Raw genomic sequence first — 20,140 nt, 5'->3', positions numbered from 1 at the left:
TAATCGCTTGGAATTGTTGTATACCGCTCTGCTCTACATCATTCAGCCACTGGTGTGGCTGAGACTGTTGCTTCGTAGCCGTAAAGCGCCTGCGTATCGTAAACGCTGGGCTGAACGCTATGGCTTCTGCCGCAATAAAGTCGCGCCGGACGGTATTTTGCTGCATTCCGTTTCTGTCGGTGAAACGCTGGCGGCAATCCCGCTGGTTCGCGCCCTGCGTCACCGCTACCCGTCGCTGCCGATCACCGTCACGACGATGACGCCAACCGGCTCGGAGCGCGCGTTATCCGCTTTTGGCAAAGACGTTCATCACGTGTATCTCCCTTACGACCTGCCCTGCGCCATGAATCGTTTCCTGAATACCGTTCGCCCGAAGCTGGTGATTGTGATGGAAACCGAACTGTGGCCGAACATGATTTCCGCCCTACATGCCCGTAAAATTCCGCTGGTGATTGCCAACGCGCGCCTGTCAGAGCGCTCGGCAAAAGGTTACGGCAAGCTGGGTAAATTTATGCGCCGCCTGCTCAGCAAGATCACGCTGATCGCCGCGCAGAATGAAGAAGATGCGGCACGCTTTGTCTCTCTGGGCCTCAAACGCAACCAGCTTGCAGTGACGGGCAGCCTGAAATTTGATATTTCGGTTACCCCGGAACTCGCCGCCCGCGCGATCACGCTGCGTCGCCAGTGGGCGCCACGTCGTCAGGTCTGGATTGCAACCAGTACCCATGACGGTGAAGAAGAGATTATCCTGCAGGCGCACCGTAAGCTGCTGGAAAGCTTCCCTGATTTACTGCTGATCCTCGTGCCCCGCCATCCGGAACGTTTTAAAGATGCCCGTGAAATGGTGCAGAAAGGCGGTTTCAGCTTCACGCTGCGCAGCAGCGGGGAGATCCCGTCTGGCAGCACCCAGGTGGTGATTGGCGATACGATGGGCGAGCTGATGCTGCTGTACGGCATTGCTGACCTCGCGTTTGTCGGCGGCAGCCTGGTCGAGCGCGGCGGTCATAACCCGCTCGAGCCGGCCGCCCACGCCATTCCGGTGCTGATGGGGCCACATACGTTTAACTTCAAAGATATCTGCGCGAAATTACAGCAGGCCGATGGTTTAATTACCGTGACCGATGCGGATTCGGTAGTCAAAGAGGTATCGACCCTTCTGACTGATGAAGATTATCGCCTGTGGTACGGGCGTCATGCCGTTGAAGTGCTGCATCAGAACCAGGGCGCCCTGACCCGTCTGCTGCAACTTCTGCAACCTTACCTGCCCCAGCGGAGCCACTAATGTCAACGCGTCTGTCGGTCGTGATGATCGCCAAAAACGCCGCCGACCTGCTTCCGGACTGCCTGGCATCAGTTGCCTGGGCTGACGAGATAGTCATTCTTGACTCCGGAAGTACGGACAACACGGCGGACATTGCCCGGGCAGCGGGTGCAAAGGTGTTTACCGACGCTGACTGGCAAGGCTATGGCATCCAGCGCCAGCGCGCGCAGGGGTTTGCCACCGGTGATTATGTCCTGATGCTCGATACTGACGAACGTATTACGCCAGAACTTCAGCAGGCCATTCAGGCGGTGCTTTCCTCGCCTCAGCCTGGTGCTGTATACAGCATTGCCCGTCGTAACTATTTCCTTGGCCGATTTATGCGCCACAGCGGCTGGTATCCAGACCGCGTGACGCGCCTTTACGAGCGCGAGCGCTATCAGTACAACGACAATCTTGTGCATGAATCCCTGAGCTGCGACAACGCCCGGATCATCCCTCTGACGGGCGATTTGTTGCACCTGACCTGCCGGGATTTCGCGAGCTTCCAGCGTAAACAGCTCAACTATGCCACGGCTTGGGCGCAGGAGCGCCACCAGCGCGGCAAGAAGGCCTCACTGACCGGTATCTTCACCCACACGCTGGGCGCGTTCCTGAAAACGCTGCTGCTGCGTGGTGGAGTGCTGGACGGTAAGCAGGGCTGGTTACTCGCGGTAGTGAATGCCCAGTATACTTTCAACAAATACACCGAGCTGTGGGCGCTCTGCCGCGGCTACTCAGAGAAAACGTGAGCCATGAGCACAAAAGCGATTTATCCGGGTACCTTCGATCCGATCACCAACGGTCATCTTGATATCATCACCCGTGCGGCGTGCATGTTCGACAAGGTGATCCTGGCGATTGCCGCGAGCCCCAGCAAAAAGCCGATGTTTGACCTCCACGAGCGCGTGCAGCTTGCCACCGATGCCATTTCGCACCTGCCGAATGTTGAGGTGGTCGGGTTTAGCGACCTGATGGCTAACTTCGCCCGCGCCCAGCAGGCGAACATTCTGATCCGCGGCTTACGCGCGGTGGCAGACTTTGAGTATGAGATGCAGCTGGCGCACATGAACCGCCACCTGATGCCGGAGCTGGAGAGCGTGTTCCTGATGCCCTCCAAAGAGTGGTCGTTTATCTCGTCCACGCTGGTAAAAGAGGTGGCGCGTCATCACGGGGACGTTACCCATTTCCTGCCGGTTAACGTCCACCAGGCGTTGATGGAAAAGCTAAAGTAGCCCTATTTCTGGCACTGACGGCAGTAGAACGTGGCGCGCTGGGCGTGCTTCGTGGCAATAATGGGCGTACCGCAGACTCTGCACGGTTCGCCTTTACGGCCATACACCTGCAGCTCCTGGGCAAAATAGCCCGGCTTGCCGTCACTTTGCAGGAAGTCCTTCAGCGTTGTTCCTCCCTGTTCAATCGAGCGCAGCAATACGGCTTTAATCACGCGGACCAGCAGCTCACACTCCTGCGCCGACAGCGAAGAGGCCAGCCGATCGGGATGGATCCCGGCGGCAAACAGCGATTCGCTGGCATAGATATTCCCCACGCCGACCACCAGCTTATTGTCCATCAGCCACGGCTTAATCGGGCTTTTCTTTTTCGCGCACTTCGCTTTCAGGTATTCCGCGTTAAACGCGTCTGAGAGCGGCTCCGGGCCCAGATGCGCGAGCACGTTATGCCCTTCCAGCTCTTTCGTCCACAGCCACGCGCCAAAGCGCCGTGGGTCGGTATAACGGAGCACTTTGCCGTTACTCATTACCAGATCGACGTGGTCGTGCTTTTCCGCCGGCAGTTCTTCGGTAAGAACGCGCAGGCTCCCGGACATCCCCAGGTGGATAATGATCCAGCCGTCGGGCAGTTCCAGCAGCAGGTATTTCGCGCGACGCTGCACGCTAAGGACGGGTTGATCGCTCAGGGCGTGGATCTCATCGGACACCGGCCAGCGCAGACGCCCGTTACGGACAACCGCGTGAAGAATCGTCGCGCCGACCAGATGGGGCTCGATGCCGCGACGGCTGGTTTCTACCTCAGGTAATTCAGGCATGGTTCCTCCGTTGAGATACAGAATGCAAAAAACCCCGCAGTTGCGGGGTTTTTCGATACAAGGAGACTAAAATTATTTGATTTTAGCTTCTTTGTACAGTACGTGCTGGCGTACAACTGGATCGAATTTTTTCAGTTCCAGTTTTTCCGGCTTAGTACGTTTGTTCTTCGTGGTGGTGTAGAAGTGACCTGTACCAGCAGAAGAAACCAGCTTGATTTTCTCGCGAATACCTTTAGCCATGATTTATTTCCTCTTTAAGTACTTAGTACTTTTCGCCACGGGCACGCAGTTCGGACAGAACTGTATCGATGCCTTTCTTATCGATTACACGCATACCTTTAGCAGATACGCGCAGGGTGACAAAACGCTTCTCGCTCTCAACCCAGAAACGGTGAGAGTGCAGGTTCGGCAGGAAACGGCGTTTAGTCGCGTTCAGTGCGTGGGAACGGTTGTTACCGGTCACCGGACGCTTGCCAGTAACTTGGCAGACTCGGGACATGTCTATTCTCCAAAAATCAAATTAGCTCGAGCTTCGTATGGGGTATCGGCGCCTCGTCAGGCTTTACAGCCCGGTCATCGCATAGTTCTAAGTGAACTCTCGATTGCCAGGCCCAAATGCCAAACCCGAGATTCTCAAAGGTGGCGTAGTATACGCTGACTCGGCGGTGTGCTCAAGTCCCGAACAGACAAAGATCCCGATGGATCGCGAGAAATAGCCTAAATCCAGCCATGTTCTGCAAAAGAAATGTACTCTCCGCGGCCAATTATCAGATGGTCCAGCACACGAATGTCCATGAATTGACAGCATTTGATAATGCGCTCGGTGATTTCTTTGTCCGCTCTGCTCGGTTCTGCACAGCCAGAGGGGTGATTATGCGCGAGGATCACGCCCGCTGCATTCACTTTTATCGCTTCCCGCACAATTTCACGCGGATGCACCTCAACGTGGCTTAACGTACCGGCAAAGAGGCAGCTATGTTTCAGTACCCGGTTTCGGTTATCGACAAAGATCACCATAAAGATCTCGCGCTCGATATCGGTTAACTGGCTTTGCAGGTATTCACGCGTCATCGCTGGCGTCAGGATCGGATCGTCCTTCTCCATGCGGACATTGTAAAAACGGCGGGCAAGCTCAGCAATGGCTCTCAACTGGGCATATTTCGCCACGCCGATCCCCTCAACATGCTTAAACTGCGCCAGCTCAGCGGTCAGTAAACCGTACAGCGAACCGAAACGTGCTATCAGCTCTTTTGCCAGCGTAAATACCGTTTTGCCGGGCGTTCCGGTACGTAAAAAGAGCGCCAGCAGTTCATCATCTTTTAACAGGGTGACGTCGTAGCGCAGCAGTTTTTCACGCGGCAGCAACTGCTCATTCTCTTCTTCCATGTTCTTTCTCCCTTTTTAACCGCATGCTGCCACAGGCCCATCCGGCGCTCGACGGCCACGTTGCGTTCTTGCGTAGCGTCTCGCAAAGTGGTCGAAGGACAAAATCACCCCGTTTTGGGGATTGTGATAAAATGCCCGCTCTCTGGTGAAACCCAACAGGAAAGAATCATGATGAGCCTGGCCGGTAAAAAAATCGTTCTTGGCGTGAGCGGCGGTATTGCTGCCTACAAAGCGCCGGAGCTGGTGCGTCGTCTGCGCGAGCGCGGGGCAGATGTGCGGGTCGCGATAACCGAAGGCGGTAAAGCCTTTATCACTCCTCTGAGCCTGCAGGCCGTTTCAGGATACCCGGTATCTGACAGCCTGCTCGATCCGGCTGCCGAAGCCGCGATGGGCCATATTGAGCTTGGGAAATGGGCAGATCTGGTTATCCTCGCCCCCGCCACCGCGGATTTAATCGCTCGGGTGGCGGCCGGTATGGCAAACGATCTGGTTTCCACCATTTGTCTGGCTACGCCTGCCCCTGTTGCCGTCGTTCCGGCCATGAACCAGCAGATGTACCGTAATGCCGCCACTCAGCACAATCTTGAGACGCTGGCCTCACGCGGCCTGCTTATCTGGGGTCCGGACAGCGGCAGCCAGGCCTGCGGCGATGTTGGCCCGGGCCGCATGCTCGATCCGCTAACGATTGTTGATATGGCCGCAGCCCACTTCTCGCCTGTCAACGATCTGCAACATCTCAACATCATGATTACCGCGGGCCCCACGCGCGAGCCGCTGGATCCGGTGCGCTACATCACCAACCATAGCTCCGGCAAAATGGGCTTTGCGATTGCCGCCGCCGCCGCGAAGCGTGGCGCGAACGTCACGCTGGTGAGCGGCCCGGTCTCTCTGCCTACCCCTGCGTTTGTGAAGCGAATTGACGTTACCACCGCGCTGGAGATGGAAGCCGCCGTGCAGGCACATGCGCAAAACCAGCAGATTTTTATCGGCTGTGCGGCCGTTGCAGACTATCGCGCCGAGACGATCGCCGAGGCTAAAATTAAAAAGCAAGGCGATGAATTAACAATAAAAATGGTGAAAAATCCGGACATTGTTGCCGGTGTCGCCGCACTAAAAAGCCACCGTCCATACGTTGTTGGGTTTGCCGCAGAAACGAATAATGTGGAAGAATATGCCCGGCAAAAACGTACCCGCAAAAACCTCGATTTGATTTGCGCGAACGACGTATCGCTGGCCACACAAGGATTTAACAGCGACAGCAACGCACTGCACCTTTTCTGGCAGGATGGAGATAAAGTCTTACCGCTTGAGCGCAAGGAACTCCTGGGCCAACATTTACTCGACGAGATCGTTACCCGTTATGATGAAAAAAATCGACGTTAAGATTCTGGACCCGCGTGTTGGCGAGCAATTTCCGCTGCCAACCTATGCCACCTCCGGCTCTGCCGGTCTTGACCTGCGCGCCTGTCTCGATGACGCCGTAGAACTGGCTCCGGGTGCCACGACCCTGGTTCCGACTGGCCTGGCGATTCACATCGCTGACCCGTCGCTGGCGGCGGTGATCTTGCCGCGTTCTGGCCTGGGCCATAAGCACGGCGTTGTGCTGGGTAACCTGGTGGGCCTGATCGACTCCGACTACCAGGGTCAGCTGATGGTCTCCGTCTGGAACCGTGGTCAGGACAGCTTCACCATTGAACCGGGCGAGCGTATCGCACAAATGGTCTTTGTACCGGTGGTACAGGCAGAATTTAACCTGGTGGCAGACTTTGATGCCACCGACCGTGGCGAAGGCGGCTTCGGCCATTCCGGGCGCAAATAACTGCCCGACAGACACGTATCCCACAGCGTCATAATGCAATAACAAACCGCAAACGTCCGTTTGCGGTCGCTGTGTGGATGCCAGCCTGGCAAGTGCTTATTTTCAGGGGTATTTTGTAACATGGCAGAAAAACAAACCGCGAAAAGGAATCGTCGCGAAGAAATACTTCAATCTCTGGCTCTGATGCTTGAATCCAGCGATGGCAGTCAACGCATCACCACCGCTAAACTGGCCGCCTCCGTAGGCGTGTCTGAGGCGGCGCTGTACCGTCACTTTCCGAGCAAGACCCGGATGTTCGACAGCCTGATCGAGTTTATTGAAGACAGCCTGATCACACGCATCAACCTGATTCTGAAAGACGAAAAAGACACCACCGCGCGTCTGCGTCTGATTGTGCTGTTAATCCTGGGCTTTGGTGAACGCAATCCGGGCTTAACCCGTATCCTGACCGGCCACGCGCTGATGTTTGAACAAGACAGACTGCAGGGCCGCATTAACCAACTTTTCGAACGCATTGAAGCGCAGCTGCGCCAGGTGCTGCGCGAGAAGAAAATGCGTGAAGGTGAAGGATACAGCATTGATGAAACGCTGCTGGCGAGCCAGATTCTAGCGTTTTGTGAAGGGATGCTCTCCCGCTTTGTGCGTAGCGAGTTCAAATACCGCCCAACGGACGATTTTGACGCCCGCTGGCCGTTAGTCGCAGCACAATTACAGTAACGCCATCGCCGGATGGCGGCTTCGCCTTATCCGGCCTGCGAACGGGTAGGCCCGGTAAGCGTAGCGCCACCGGGCAATGCAATTAAACCCCAAACGCTTCGCGATACGCTTTTACCGCTGCCAGATGGTCCGCCATCTCAGGCTTCTCTTCCAGATACGCAATCAGCTCTTTCAGGGTGATAATCGACGTTACTTTGCAGTTGTAGTCGCGCTCCACTTCCTGAATGGCGGAGATTTCTCCACGACCACGCTCCTGACGATCCAGCGAAATCAACACGCCAGCCAGCGTTGCACCGTTGGCCTGGATAATCTCCATTGATTCGCGGATCGCCGTGCCTGCGGTGATCACGTCGTCGACCAGCATGACGCGGCCCTGCAGCGCGCTGCCGACCAGATTCCCGCCTTCACCGTGGGTTTTAGCCTCTTTGCGGTTAAAGCAGTACGGCACGTCGCGGTCATGGTGTTCCGCCAGCGCCACCGCGGTGGTGGTCGCAATCGGAATGCCTTTATAGGCCGGGCCAAACAGCAGGTCAAAATCAATCCCGGAATCTACCAGCGCTTCGGCATAGAAACGGCCTAACAATGCCAGATCGCGCCCGGTATTAAACAGCCCGGCGTTGAAGAAATAGGGACTCTTACGCCCGGATTTCAGCGTAAATTCGCCAAACTTAAGTACCTGCTTGTTAAGCGCAAACTCAATAAACTGGCGCTGATACGATTTCATGGATTTGCTCCTTTGGTTTTCTGTCTTACAGGCAAAAAAAAGGCGACTCATTGGTCGCCTTTAAAATCAATTTTCTAACGCCGCTTTCTGCGTCGTGACAATGGATTCGATTCCCCCTCGGGCCAACGCCAGCAGGGAGAGAAGTTCTTCGTGAGTGAACGGCTCGCCTTCTGCCGTGCCCTGCACCTCAATGATGCGACCATCTTCGGTCATCACCACGTTCATGTCTGTCTCTGCCGCGGAATCTTCAACGTATTCCAGATCGCAAAGCGCTTCACCGTTAACGATGCCTACGGAGACCGCCGCAACCATGCCTTTCATTGGATTGGTTTTCAGCTTACCGGCTGCAACCAACTTGTTCAGGGCATCGGCCAGCGCGACACAGGCGCCGGTAATAGAGGCCGTACGCGTGCCGCCATCGGCCTGAATTACATCGCAGTCCAGGGTAATCGTGAATTCGCCGAGGGTTTTCAGGTCAACGGCAGCGCGCAGCGCACGCGCGATCAGACGCTGAATTTCCATGGTACGACCGCCCTGCTTACCCTTTGCCGCTTCACGGGCATTACGGGTATGGGTCGCACGCGGCAGCATGCCGTACTCGGCGGTGATCCAGCCCTGACCCTGACCTTTCAGGAAGCGCGGAACGCCTTCTTCGATGGAGGCGGTGCACAGCACTTTGGTGTCACCAAACTCAACCAGCACGGAGCCTTCAGCGTGTTTTGTATAGTTACGGGTCAGGGTGACGGGACGCACCTGGTTGGCGCTACGACCTGATGGACGCATGATGGATTCTCCGGCTTGAAACGAATGTGGCTGCGCATTATACGGATAAAGGACGCTTATTCCTATCCTGAGAAGCCCCCGAAAGCTATAATCCCCCCATCTCTCCTTTAAAAACGGGAATGTCTATGATCCGCAGTATGACCGCCTACGCCCGGCGTGAAATCAAGGGTAGCTGGGGTAGCGCCACATGGGAAATGCGCTCGGTAAACCAGCGTTACCTGGAAACGTATTTCCGTATGCCGGAGCAGTTCCGCAGCCTTGAGCCTGTTGTACGCGAGCGTATCCGTACGCGCCTGACGCGCGGTAAAGTGGAATGTAACCTGCGCTTTGAGCCTGATGCCAGCGCACAGGGCGAGCTGATCCTCAACGAAAAACTGGCGAAACAGCTCGTCAATGCGGCGAACTGGGTCAAAATGCAGAGCGATGAAGGCGAAATCAACCCGGTTGATATTCTGCGCTGGCCTGGCGTCATGGCCGCCGGTGAGCAGGATCTGGACGCCATTGCCGCTGAAATTCTGGCCGCTCTCGACGGCACGCTGGATGACTTTATCGTTGCCCGCGAAACCGAAGGTCAGGCGCTGAAAGCGATGATTGAGCAGCGCCTTGAAGGCGTCAGCGCTGAAGTGGCTAAGGTTCGCACCCATATGCCGGAAGTGCTGCAGTGGCAGCGCGAGCGCCTTGTCGCCAAACTGGAAGAAGCAGAAGTTCAGCTGGAAAACACCCGTCTGGAACAAGAGCTGGTGCTGATGGCGCAACGTATCGATGTCGCTGAAGAGCTGGACCGTCTGGAAGCGCACGTTAAAGAGACCTACAACATTCTGAAGAAGAAGGAAGCGGTGGGCCGCCGTCTGGACTTTATGATGCAGGAGTTCAACCGTGAGTCGAACACCCTGGCGTCTAAGTCTATCAATGCAGAAGTCACTAACTCCGCGATTGAGTTGAAAGTGCTGATTGAGCAAATGCGCGAGCAGATCCAGAATATTGAGTAATGCCTTTCCGGGTGGTGTCGACGGCGCCACCCATTATTATTTCTAATCCATCCCAACACCTGATTTTGCTTTTCACCGCCGCTCATCAAGCTCATTCAACTTAACTTGATAAAAATATATAGGGCAAACCCCGTCGCCTTAGAAAAACTCAATCGTGATCTTGCGCACAAATCGCTAACCTCCCCGCATTCACACCGGAGGGTATATGCTGCTTCACATTCTTTATCTCATTGGCATCACCGCAGAAGCCATGACCGGCGCACTTGCCGCCGGACGTCGCCGTATGGACACCTTCGGCGTGATCATTATTGCTACAGCGACCGCGCTGGGCGGCGGTTCGGTACGAGATATCCTGCTGGGACATTATCCGCTCGGCTGGGTAAAAAACCCTGAATACATTGTTATTGTCGCGATTGCCGCCGTGTTGACCACCATCGTGGCGCCCGTTATGCCCCATCTTCGCCGTCTTTTTTTAGTCCTTGACGCTTTGGGTCTGGTGGTTTTCTCCATTATCGGGGCGCAAATCGCGCTGGATATGGGCGAAAGCCCGGTCATAGCCACTATCGCCGCGGTCGTAACAGGTGTATTTGGCGGCGTACTGCGCGATATGTTCTGTAAGCGCATTCCACTGGTTTTCCAGAAAGAGCTTTACGCTGGAATATCCTTTGCCTCTGCCGTTCTGTATATTGCTTTACAACATTATGTTTCGAGCCATGATGTTGTGGTCATTGCCACGTTATTATTTGGTTTTACGGCTCGCTTGCTGGCGCTGCGCTTAAAACTGGGATTGCCCGTTTTTCATTACACGCAGGACCCCCATTGAATTCTCAACAAAACCACAACAAAGTAGTAAAAAGCACCTTTTGTTATCCCATATAACCGGGCCAAACGCGATAAAATGTCGCCACTTTGTCCCCATAAACTTGCGTTAAAACAATGTCCTTTGCCAAAACGTCAGCACTGATTATTAATAAAAAACTCAGCAGCCATTTTTTAATTTTGCTGCTCGTTTCCGTGCTGATTCAGTTATGGCCAGTATTTTTAACACAACCTGCGCGATTCGCAGTGCGCATTGCGATTTGTAATGCGCTCTTACTGGTCTGCGCCGCAGCGATCTATCGCACGCTTCCCGGTAAGATCGTCGCATTTGTTTTAACCGCCCTGCTTACGTTAAATTTTGCGGTTGCTTACAGCACATGGAGTGTCTACCAGAGCGAATTTAACACCGTATTTGCGATGAGTATTCTCGGCACTCACGTAGCCGAAGCGAAAAGCATGTCAGGTTTATACCTGCACTGTTTACCAGCCGCGGTTGCTTACTTTGTTGTCACCTGGTACGCAATCAAATCGACGAGCGAGCATGTTTCTTCCCGTGTGAGAACTGTCGGCTTCGTTCTGCTTGCCGTTTATTTGGGCTGGTATTCAACGGCGAACTGGCTAAAAAAACGCCACGATCTTGAAGTTTATTATCCGCTAAGCTCGCGGATTTTAACCAATACGCCGTTTTACACCGGTGCAGAGTTCATTATTGCCCATCGCGATAACGCGCTGGCGGAGAAAATTAGCCAGCACAGCGTCAATTATCCTGCGTTGCAGTATCATGACACGGGCATCGAAAACTATGTTGTTATCGTGGGTGAATCCGCACGTCGCAGCAATATGAAGCTCTACGGTTTTCACCAGGATACCACGCCTGTGGAATCCAGGCTGGCGAAGGACGCCCTCATCTTTAGCAATGCTATTGCCCCCGCGTCAGCCACCGTGCTTTCCGTGCCGATGATTTTAAGCAAAGCTGATCCAGACCACTTCACCACCGATAAGCTTGCTGACAATATCTTTAGCGTCGCTAAAAAAACGGGCTATCACACCGAGTGGATTAGCGCCCAGGGTAACACAGGCAAGAGCAATAACTACATTGTGGCCATTGCCTCTATCAGCCATAAAGCCCAGTGGATTGATACCCGTTATGACACCGAGCTTTTACCGGCCCTGGATGAGGCGCTTAAAGCCCCCGGCAAGAAGTTAATTTTCCTGCATATCAACGGCAGCCATGAGATGGCCTGCGATCGGTATCCGGCATCAGCGAATATTCTGCATACCGGCAACAAATATGAAGATTGCTACAATAACGCGATTCTGTTTACCGACTACTTCATTGGCGAAGTGGCTAAACGTCTGCAGGGCAGCGCATCCTCTCTGCTCTATTTTTCAGACCATGGGCTGGAAAAAAACCCGCAACTGAATTCCATCTATATGCATGGCTCACGCAACCCAAGCAAAGAGGCTTACCAGGTCCCCCAGTTTATCTGGTATAGCCAGCAAGCCCTGAATGCCCAAAAAAGAGCGGTGGGGTGGGTACATGAAGCGTGGCCCACAGCAAGCAATTATGAGTTGATGTTAACGTGGCTTGGAATCACAACGGGTGTTGATCAATGCAGCTCGGTGCTTGCACCGTGCTATCAGGCTCCTACACTGATCCCGGTAATTGATGGCGGCCGCCACATCTATGACTACGATCAGCTTCGCGAAACCTTCAGTTCACCAGACAGACATACCCCCTGGCGCAAAGCTAAAGCAAGCTCGCTCTAAAATCCGGGTAGACCCTGCTTGCCTAGCCAGGAAGCCAGGCCGGCAACGCCAGGGTCATGGATGAATGCAACAATTTGTCGCGCCTTCTTCTCTCCCGTTCCCGGCAGGCTCTGCCAGTCCTTTGCGTTACGTCCGCTCAATGTTTGCCACGTTACGTCCCCCATCGCCTTCAGCGAAGCCTGCGTCAGCGGAACACCCAGTGCCATGAGCCAGCGAATAAAAGGCTTCTCGCGTACCAGATTAAATCGATGCCAGAGCGCCAGCCCGCGCGCGGAGGAAAATCCAGGCGTAGCCTGCATTTGCGCCTGCGTTAATAACAGCCACGAAAAGAGATGTTCAAAATGATGAGCCTGCCAGAGGGTCCGCCAGCCTGACTCACCTAATCCTTCAATATCAAATACCTGCTTTGAGCTGAGCCACGCCAGTCGGGCAAAGAACTGCTCCATACACTCCGGCGAAGCATAGAAACAGCTCAGCGCATGATAACGCGAGGCGGGAGGCTCAGGTTTATGTCTGTCCGTCCCGCGCCAGACCACCTTATCAAACCGGGGAATACCCTGCCCGGCCAGGCTGACCTGGATCTGATCCCCCGGGGCAATATCCAGCCGCTGCCAGCGCTCAACTGAGCCCAGACTCACCCGCTGCACCTGTTTATCATCCAATTGCACGGGTTCCAGCGCGGCTACAACGGACATTTTGCCCGTTCGCCCCACGGAAAAATGAATATCACTCACCTCGGCCACCTGGGCTGCTGGCATATATTTCCACGCAACCACCCAGTTGCCTTCGCCCGGCAACCAGCCTTCCCCCGCAGGCGCATCCTCCGACCGCACCACAATGCCATCCGTGGCAAAGGGTAATGCAGCTACGAGCCAGGCCGCGCGTTGTTTCTCGACGGCGTCAACAGATTCGGCGGGTAGCGTATACCGTGCCGACAGCGTAAAACCGGCCTGAGACAGTTCAGCTAAAGATGTCTGCATATTTTTCGGCCCATCCGGCCAGGCCCAGATGAATACGCCGAGCTTATTCAATAGCGCGTTATACTTTTGGCGCATCATCGCACCCGCCACCTTTGCGCGAGCGTTCATCCCCCCCATCTGCCGCTGAATGTGACTGTCGCTTAGCCAAAAAAGCTCGCCCTGTAAAACGCTGTTCGCCAGCTTGCCGGTGAGCTTTTGCGGAACAGACGGGATTAAACGTACCTTCCCGGTCCAGTCCTCCCCTTTCAGGCCATCACCGCGACTGATGGCCTGGATTAACTTTCCGTCACGGTAGACCAGCGTTACCGCCACACCGTCAACTTTTGGCTGCATCCACAGATGTTGCCGCGCACGCATCCATTGTTTCAGCTCCTCTTTGCTGGCCACCTTATGTACGCCCGTATGGGCAACAGGATGTTTGACGCTCCCGGTCAGCGGAGGAAGTTTCTCTCCTGAGAATTCAGTGCCAAAACAGCGCTGCCACTGCGTTAACCGCCCGTTAAGCTGATCGTAAACCTCGTCGTTAACTTCGCTCACGCCCTGCTTCCAGTAAGCGTCATCCCAGCGTTTGATTTGCGCGCTTAACGACGCCATCTCTTTCTCTGCTTTTGCCTGCGACCAGACCGGACATACCGCCGCGCCATAGCCACACCACAACAGCATTAACCCGCTTATCCATCGCCACATCGCTACCCCTCCTTTGCGTTGCAGAAGGTATACCCCGATGTCTGAAACAACGCTAACGGCAACGGTTCACACTGCGAGACGCTATCCGGTATTTCCTGGGGTTGCTGAAAACCACGGATAAAACCTGAAAACGGCACGCAAAATTCAATAATCCGGGGGAAAAAGTGTGACAAAGGCTACGTCACACGGCAGTGACGTGTATAATAAGCCCGTATGTAGGACTTCTTCGTTAACACATACAAAAGACTCTCATGGCTCAAGGCACGCTTTATATTGTTTCTGCCCCTAGTGGCGCGGGTAAATCCAGCCTTATTCAGGCACTGTTAAAAACCCAACCGCTGTACGACACACAGGTTTCTGTTTCTCACACCACGCGAGCGCCGCGTCCGGGTGAAGTGCACGGTGAACACTATTTCTTTGTGGATCACGACGAGTTCAGAGCGATGATCGGCAGAGATGCGTTTCTTGAACACGCTGAAGTATTCGGTAATTACTACGGTACCTCGCGTGAAACCATTGAGCAGGTTCTGGCCACGGGCGTGAATGTGTTCCTGGATATCGACTGGCAGGGTGCACAGCAAATTCGCAAGAAAATGCCTGACTCGCGCAGTATCTTTATTTTACCGCCATCGAAAGATGAGCTGGATCGCCGCCTGCGTGGCCGCGGTCAGGACAGCGAAGAAGTCATCGCAAAGCGTATGGAACAGGCTGTTGCAGAAATGAGCCATTACGCGGAATATGATTACCTTATTGTGAATGATGATTTTGATGCCGCACTGAGCGATCTCAAAACCATTCTTCGTGCAGAACGTCTGCGTATGAGCCGCCAGAAGCAGCGACATGACGCATTAATCACCAAACTGTTGGCAGACTGAACCCACTTTCAGTATCATGCCCAGTCATTTCTTCACCTGTGGAGCATTTTAAGTATGGCACGCGTAACTGTTCAGGACGCTGTAGAGAAAATTGGTAACCGTTTTGACCTGGTGCTGGTCGCCGCGCGTCGCGCTCGTCAGATGCAGGTAGGCGGTAAAGATCCGCTGGTACCGGAAGAAAACGATAAAACCACCGTTATTGCACTTCGCGAAATCGAAGAAGGTCTGATCAACAACCAGATCCTCGACGTGCGTGAGCGCCAGGAGCAGCAAGAGCAGGAAGCCGCAGAACTGCAGGCCGTAACCGCTATTGCTGAAGGTCGTCGTTAATTAAACCTGCGGGTCGCCCTTGTATCTGTTTGAAAGCCTGAATCAACTGATTCAAACCTACCTGCCTGAAGACCAGATTAAGCGTCTTCAGCAGGCGTATCTCGTTGCACGTGACGCTCACGAGGGCCAGACACGTTCAAGCGGTGAACCCTACATCACGCACCCGGTAGCGGTGGCCTGTATTCTGGCCGAGATGAAACTCGACTACGAAACGCTGATGGCCGCGCTGCTGCATGACGTGATTGAAGATACCCCTGCCACTTACCAGGACATGGAACAGCTGTTTGGCAAAAGCGTTGCCGAACTGGTGGAAGGGGTCTCTAAGCTTGATAAGCTGAATTTCCGCGACAAGAAAGAGGCGCAAGCCGAAAACTTCCGCAAGATGATTATGGCGATGGTGCAGGATATCCGCGTCATTCTCATCAAACTCGCTGACCGCACCCACAACATGCGCACGCTGGGCTCACTTCGCCCGGATAAACGTCGCCGCATTGCCCGTGAAACTCTCGAAATCTACAGTCCGCTGGCGCACCGTTTAGGTATTCACCACATTAAAACCGAGCTGGAAGAGCTGGGTTTTGAAGCGTTGTACCCGAACCGCTATCGCGTGATTAAAGAGGTGGTGAAAGCCGCACGCGGCAACCGTAAAGAGATGATTCAAAAGATCCTCTCTGAAATCGAAGGGCGTTTGCAGGAAGCGGGGATCCCGTGCCGCGTCAGCGGTCGCGAAAAACACCTGTACTCCATCTACTGCAAAATGGTGCTCAAAGAGCAACGTTTTCACTCGATCATGGATATCTACGCCTTCCGCGTGATTGTCCACGATTCAGATACCTGTTATCGCGTGCTGGGGCAGATGCACAGCCTCTATAAACCGCGTCCAGGGCGGATGAAAGATTACATCGCCATTCCAAAAGCGAACGGCTATCAATCTTTGCACACCTCGATGATCGGGCCGCACGGCGTGCCTGTTGAGGTGCAAATTCGTACCGAAGACATGGACCAGATGGCAGAGATGGGTGTGGCCGCGCACTGGGCCTATAAAGAGCACGGTGGCGAAAGCAGCACGACCGCACAAATCCGCGCCCAGCGCTGGATGCAGAGCCTGCTGGAACTTCAGCAGAGTGCGGGTAGCTCGTTTGAATTTATCGAGAGCGTGAAATCCGATCTCTTCCCGGATGAGATTTACGTTTTCACCCCAGAAGGCCGCATTGTCGAACTGCCTGCGGGCGCAACACCGGTCGACTTCGCTTACGCCGTGCATACCGATATCGGCCATGCCTGCGTGGGCGCGCGCGTCGACAGACAGCCTTACCCGCTGTCTCAGCCGCTCTCCAGCGGTCAGACGGTGGAAATCATTACCGCGCCGGGCGCACGTCCGAACGCGGCCTGGCTGAACTTTGTCGTGAGTTCTAAAGCACGCGCCAAAATTCGCCAACTGCTGAAAAACCTCAAGCGTGATGATTCCGTCAGCCTTGGGCGTCGTCTTCTCAACCACGCGTTGGGCGGCAGTCGCAAGCTGGCTGAAATCCCGCAGGAGAACGTCCAGCGTGAGCTGGAGCGCATGAAGCTCGCGTCGCTTGACGACCTGCTGGCAGAGATCGGCCTCGGCAACGCCATGAGCGTGGTGGTGGCGAAGAACCTGCAGCAAGGCGACACGACAGCCGTGCCTGCAGCTACGCCAGGCCACGGACATCTGCCGATTAAAGGCGCGGACGGGGTGCTGATCACCTTCGCAAAATGTTGCCGTCCAATTCCTGGCGACCCGATTATTGCGCACGTCAGCCCGGGTAAAGGGCTGGTTATCCACCATGAATCCTGTCGTAACATCCGCGGCTACCAGAAAGAGGCCGAGAAGTTTATGGCGGTCGAATGGGATAAAGAGACCGCGCAGGAATTTATCACCGAAATTAAGGTGGATATGTTCAACCATCAGGGTGCCCTGGCGAACCTGACGGCAGCGATCAACACGGCGTCTTCCAATATTCAAAGCCTGAATACGGAAGAAAAAGATGGCCGCGTATACAGCGCCTTTATTCGTCTGACCGCCCGAGACCGCGTGCATCTGGCGAATATTATGCGCAAGATCCGCGTCATGCCGGACGTGATTAAAGTCACCCGTAACCGAAACTAGCGGCATGAATTCACAACGTTACGCGCGGATATGCGAAATGCTCGCCAGGCGTCAGCCTGACCTGACGGTCTGCATGGAGCAGGTCCATAAACCGCATAACGTCTCTGCTATCGTTCGTACCGCCGATGCCGTTGGTGTGCATGAAGTGCACGCCGTCTGGCCGGGTCACCGGATGCGAACCATGGTCTCTGCGGCGGCAGGCAGTAACAGCTGGGTTTCCGTCAAATCTCACCAGACAATTGGCGAAGCCGTATCACACCTGAAAGGGCGCGGGATGCAGATCCTTGCCACCAACCTGTCCCCTAAGGCCGTGGATTTCCGCGAGATCGACTACACCCGCCCGACCTGCATTTTGATGGGTCAGGAGAAAACCGGGATCACCCAGGAAGCACTGGATCTGGCGGATCGGGACATCATCATTCCGATGATTGGCATGGTCCAGTCACTCAACGTCTCCGTGGCCTCCGCGCTCATTCTGTATGAAGCGCAGCGCCAGCGTCAGAACGCCGGCATGTACGAGCGCAGCAACAGCATGCTGCCGGAAGAGGAACAGCAGCGCCTGCTGTTTGAAGGTGGCTATCCGGTGCTGGCTCGCGTTGCGAAGCAGAAAAAATTGCCTTACCCCCACGTCAACGCGCAGGGCGAAATTGAAGCCGATGCCGAGTGGTGGGCCACTATGCAGTACGCCGGGTAAGCGATGAAAGGCCGCCTGCTGGATGCCATCCCGCTCAACAGCCTGACGGGCGTGGGCGCGGCGCAAAGCAATAAGCTGGCTAAAATTGGCCTGCACACGGTGCAGGATCTCCTGCTTCACCTCCCCTTGCGTTACGAAGACCGCACCCAGCTTTACAAGATTGGCGATCTCCTTCCCGCCATTTACGCCACCGTTGAAGGCGAAGTCCTGAACTGCAACATCACCTTCGGCGGACGCCGGATGATGACCTGCCAGATCAGCGACGGCACCGGCATTCTCACCATGCGTTTCTTCAACTTCAGCGCGGCGATGAAAAACAGCCTGGCAACGGGCCGCAGGGTGCTGGCCTATGGCGAAGCCAAACGCGGGAAATATGGCGCAGAGATGATCCACCCCGAGTACCGCGTGCAGGGCGATCTCAGCACGCCAGAGATGCAGGAGACGCTCACCCCGGTTTACCCGACGACCGAAGGCATCAAGCAGGCAACGCTGCGTAAGCTCACCGATCAGGCGCTGGAGCTGCTGGATACCTGCGCCATTACCGAGCTGCTGCCGCCCGAGCTGGCACAGGGCATGATGAGCCTGCCCGAGGCGCTGCGTACCCTGCACCGCCCGCCGCCAACGCTGCAGCTCAGCGACTTAGAAAGCGGCAAACACCCCGCTCAACAGCGTCTTATCCTTGAGGAATTACTGGCCCATAACCTGAGCATGCTGGCGCTGCGCGCCGGCGCGCAGCGTTTCCATGCCCAGCCATTAAGCCCGCGTGATGAGCTCAAAGATAAGCTGCTGGCCTCCCTGCCGTTTAAACCCACCGGCGCACAGGCGCGCGTCACCGCCGAGATTGAACGTGATATGGCGCTCGACGTGCCGATGATGCGCCTGGTGCAAGGCGACGTGGGGTCCGGTAAAACGCTGGTTGCCGCGCTGGCCGCCCTGCGCGCGATTGCCCATGGCAAACAGGTCGCGCTGATGGCACCGACCGAACTGCTGGCGGAACAACACGCCAACAATTTCCGCGCATGGTTTGCACCGCTCGGGATTGAAGTCGGCTGGCTTGCCGGAAAGCAAAAAGGCAAAGCGCGCCTTGCGCAACAGGAGGCCATCGCCAGCGGGCAGGTGCAGATGATTGTCGGCACGCACGCTATCTTCCAGGAGCAGGTGCAGTTCAACGGCCTTGCGCTGGTGATTATCGATGAACAGCACCGCTTCGGCGTGCATCAACGTCTGGCGCTGTGGGAAAAGGGACTGCAGCAGGGCTTCCACCCGCATCAGCTGATCATGACCGCCACGCCGATCCCGCGCACCCTGGCGATGACGGCTTACGCCGATCTGGATACCTCCACCATCGACGAACTCCCCCCTGGCCGTACGCCGGTCACAACGGTTGCCATTCCTGACACGCGTCGCAGCGATATCATCGATCGCGTGCGCAACGCCTGCACCCACGAAGGGCGTCAGGCCTACTGGGTTTGTACGCTGATTGAAGAGTCGGAACTGCTGGAAGCGCAGGCTGCCGAAGCCACGTGGGAAGAGCTTAAGCTGGCGCTGCCGGAGCTGAACGTGGGCCTGGTTCACGGACGCATGAAGCCTGCCGAAAAGCAGGCGGTGATGCAGTCGTTTAAGCAGGGCGAGTTACATTTGCTGGTCGCCACGACGGTGATTGAAGTGGGCGTGGACGTCCCGAACTCCAGCCTGATGATTATCGAAAACCCGGAGCGCCTGGGCCTGGCCCAGCTCCACCAGCTGCGCGGACGCGTTGGCCGTGGCGCGGTAGCGTCCCACTGCGTCCTGCTCTACAAAGCCCCGCTCTCGAAAACCGCCCAGATGCGTTTGCAGGTGCTGCGCGACAGTAACGACGGTTTTGTGATTGCGCAAAAAGACCTTGAGATCCGCGGCCCCGGTGAACTGCTGGGCACGCGTCAGACGGGGAACGCGGAATTCAAAGTCGCGGATTTGCTGCGCGATCAGGCCATGATCCCCGAGGTTCAGCGCCTCGCCCGCCACATTCATGAACGCTACCCCGAACAGGCGGCAGCGTTAATTGAGCGCTGGATGCCGGAAACCGAACGCTATTCCAACGCCTGAT

General features: G+C 55.5%; 21 protein-coding genes. 14 read left to right on the top strand and 7 right to left on the bottom strand.

The features are described from left to right. The first annotated feature begins 7 nt into the window (after positions 1–7). The 3 genes from waaA to coaD are packed head-to-tail and all read left to right on the top strand — an operon-like array spanning position 8 to position 2,535. Positions 8–1,282: a lipid IV(A) 3-deoxy-D-manno-octulosonic acid transferase gene (waaA, locus tag V1572_RS03380; protein WP_024906625.1), complete on the top strand. Its 1,275-nt coding sequence runs from the start codon at positions 8–10 to the stop codon at positions 1,280–1,282. Then, positions 1,282–2,052: a glycosyltransferase family 2 protein gene (locus V1572_RS03375; protein WP_262805908.1), complete on the top strand. Its 771-nt coding sequence runs from the start codon at positions 1,282–1,284 to the stop codon at positions 2,050–2,052. Before waaA ends, V1572_RS03375 begins: the two co-directional genes overlap by 1 nt. 3 nt (positions 2,053–2,055) lie before the next feature. Next, the gene (gene coaD, locus V1572_RS03370; RefSeq protein WP_008502695.1) at positions 2,056–2,535 is read left to right on the top strand and encodes a pantetheine-phosphate adenylyltransferase; all 480 of its coding nucleotides are present in this window, start codon (positions 2,056–2,058) and stop codon (positions 2,533–2,535) included. 2 nt (positions 2,536–2,537) lie between these two features. On the opposite strand, the gene mutM is transcribed toward coaD, so the two are convergent. The 4 genes from mutM to radC all read right to left on the bottom strand — a co-directional run bounded on the left by mutM (position 2,538) and on the right by radC (position 4,733). Continuing rightward, a complete protein-coding gene (gene mutM, locus V1572_RS03365) occupies positions 2,538–3,347 on the bottom strand; it encodes a bifunctional DNA-formamidopyrimidine glycosylase/DNA-(apurinic or apyrimidinic site) lyase (protein WP_032675725.1) in 810 nt (269 codons plus the stop codon). 72 nt (positions 3,348–3,419) lie between these two features. Then, a complete protein-coding gene (gene rpmG / locus V1572_RS03360; protein ID WP_003024094.1) occupies positions 3,420–3,587 on the bottom strand; it encodes a 50S ribosomal protein L33 in 168 nt (55 codons plus the stop codon). A 22-nt stretch (positions 3,588–3,609) separates the two neighbouring features. After that, entirely contained in the window at positions 3,610–3,846 is a 237-nt protein-coding gene (gene rpmB, locus V1572_RS03355; protein WP_002436699.1) for a 50S ribosomal protein L28, read from the bottom strand. 218 nt (positions 3,847–4,064) lie between these two features. Beyond that, entirely contained in the window at positions 4,065–4,733 is a 669-nt protein-coding gene (radC, locus tag V1572_RS03350; protein ID WP_111967652.1) for a RadC family protein, read from the bottom strand. A gap of 171 nt (positions 4,734–4,904) precedes the next feature. Here radC and coaBC point away from each other — a divergent pair, with 171 nt between their 5' ends. The 3 genes from coaBC (at position 4,905) to slmA (ending at position 7,269) form a co-directional block, all read left to right on the top strand. Next, the gene (gene coaBC / locus V1572_RS03345; RefSeq protein ID WP_111967689.1) at positions 4,905–6,116 is read left to right on the top strand and encodes a bifunctional phosphopantothenoylcysteine decarboxylase/phosphopantothenate--cysteine ligase CoaBC; all 1,212 of its coding nucleotides are present in this window, start codon (positions 4,905–4,907) and stop codon (positions 6,114–6,116) included. After that, positions 6,094–6,552: a dUTP diphosphatase gene (dut, locus tag V1572_RS03340; RefSeq protein ID WP_008502691.1), complete on the top strand. Its 459-nt coding sequence runs from the start codon at positions 6,094–6,096 to the stop codon at positions 6,550–6,552. The genes coaBC and dut overlap by 23 nt, the downstream gene beginning before the upstream one ends. 120 nt (positions 6,553–6,672) lie before the next feature. Further along, entirely contained in the window at positions 6,673–7,269 is a 597-nt protein-coding gene (slmA, locus tag V1572_RS03335) for a nucleoid occlusion factor SlmA (RefSeq protein ID WP_008502690.1), read from the top strand. Positions 7,270–7,351: 82 nt separating this feature from the next. Here slmA and pyrE read toward each other — a convergent pair whose 3' ends face one another. Together pyrE and rph are read right to left on the bottom strand one after the other, a co-directional pair. After that, positions 7,352–7,993, bottom strand: coding sequence for an orotate phosphoribosyltransferase (gene pyrE / locus V1572_RS03330; RefSeq protein WP_048028136.1), 642 nt, complete (start codon positions 7,991–7,993; stop codon positions 7,352–7,354). A 66-nt stretch (positions 7,994–8,059) separates the two neighbouring features. Beyond that, positions 8,060–8,776 (bottom strand): ribonuclease PH, encoded by a 717-nt coding sequence (rph, locus tag V1572_RS03325; protein ID WP_006812424.1) that lies wholly within the window; start codon positions 8,774–8,776, stop codon positions 8,060–8,062. Between the two features lie 125 nt (positions 8,777–8,901). Between rph and V1572_RS03320 the strand changes: the two genes are divergently transcribed. From V1572_RS03320 to V1572_RS03310, 3 genes are all read left to right on the top strand, one after another. Then, positions 8,902–9,765, top strand: a complete 864-nt coding sequence (locus V1572_RS03320; protein ID WP_008502687.1) for a YicC/YloC family endoribonuclease — start codon at positions 8,902–8,904, stop codon at positions 9,763–9,765. A 205-nt stretch (positions 9,766–9,970) separates the two neighbouring features. Next, positions 9,971–10,588: a trimeric intracellular cation channel family protein gene (locus V1572_RS03315; protein ID WP_395299698.1), complete on the top strand. Its 618-nt coding sequence runs from the start codon at positions 9,971–9,973 to the stop codon at positions 10,586–10,588. A 113-nt stretch (positions 10,589–10,701) separates the two neighbouring features. Continuing rightward, positions 10,702–12,354, top strand: a complete 1,653-nt coding sequence (locus V1572_RS03310; RefSeq protein WP_395299697.1) for a phosphoethanolamine transferase — start codon at positions 10,702–10,704, stop codon at positions 12,352–12,354. On the opposite strand, the gene ligB is transcribed toward V1572_RS03310, so the two are convergent. Beyond that, positions 12,351–14,021, bottom strand: coding sequence for an NAD-dependent DNA ligase LigB (gene ligB / locus V1572_RS03305; protein WP_235403319.1), 1,671 nt, complete (start codon positions 14,019–14,021; stop codon positions 12,351–12,353). The two genes, V1572_RS03310 and ligB, sit on opposite strands and share 4 nt — an antisense overlap. A gap of 251 nt (positions 14,022–14,272) precedes the next feature. Here ligB and gmk point away from each other — a divergent pair, with 251 nt between their 5' ends. From gmk to recG, 5 genes are read left to right on the top strand one after another with little or no spacing between them, the layout of a single operon-like run. Further along, positions 14,273–14,896: a guanylate kinase gene (gmk, locus tag V1572_RS03300; RefSeq protein ID WP_010426438.1), complete on the top strand. Its 624-nt coding sequence runs from the start codon at positions 14,273–14,275 to the stop codon at positions 14,894–14,896. A gap of 54 nt (positions 14,897–14,950) precedes the next feature. Continuing rightward, entirely contained in the window at positions 14,951–15,226 is a 276-nt protein-coding gene (rpoZ, locus tag V1572_RS03295; protein ID WP_000135058.1) for a DNA-directed RNA polymerase subunit omega, read from the top strand. A gap of 19 nt (positions 15,227–15,245) precedes the next feature. Beyond that, complete coding sequence (gene spoT / locus V1572_RS03290; protein WP_045907920.1) at positions 15,246–17,360, top strand: bifunctional GTP diphosphokinase/guanosine-3',5'-bis pyrophosphate 3'-pyrophosphohydrolase; 2,115 nt, start codon at positions 15,246–15,248, stop codon at positions 17,358–17,360. Positions 17,361–17,364: 4 nt separating this feature from the next. Further along, positions 17,365–18,054 (top strand): tRNA (guanosine(18)-2'-O)-methyltransferase TrmH, encoded by a 690-nt coding sequence (gene trmH, locus V1572_RS03285; protein ID WP_262796967.1) that lies wholly within the window; start codon positions 17,365–17,367, stop codon positions 18,052–18,054. A gap of 3 nt (positions 18,055–18,057) precedes the next feature. Beyond that, positions 18,058–20,139 (top strand): ATP-dependent DNA helicase RecG, encoded by a 2,082-nt coding sequence (gene recG / locus V1572_RS03280; RefSeq protein ID WP_048028147.1) that lies wholly within the window; start codon positions 18,058–18,060, stop codon positions 20,137–20,139. Position 20,140 lies beyond the last annotated feature (1 nt).

The sequence above is a fragment of the Enterobacter quasiroggenkampii genome, assembly GCF_043972695.1.
In the GTDB taxonomy this organism is placed as follows: Bacteria; Pseudomonadota; Gammaproteobacteria; order Enterobacterales; family Enterobacteriaceae; genus Enterobacter; species Enterobacter quasiroggenkampii.
Note: the sequence above shows the minus strand (reverse complement) of the source record. Positions and strands in the feature narration are given on the sequence as shown.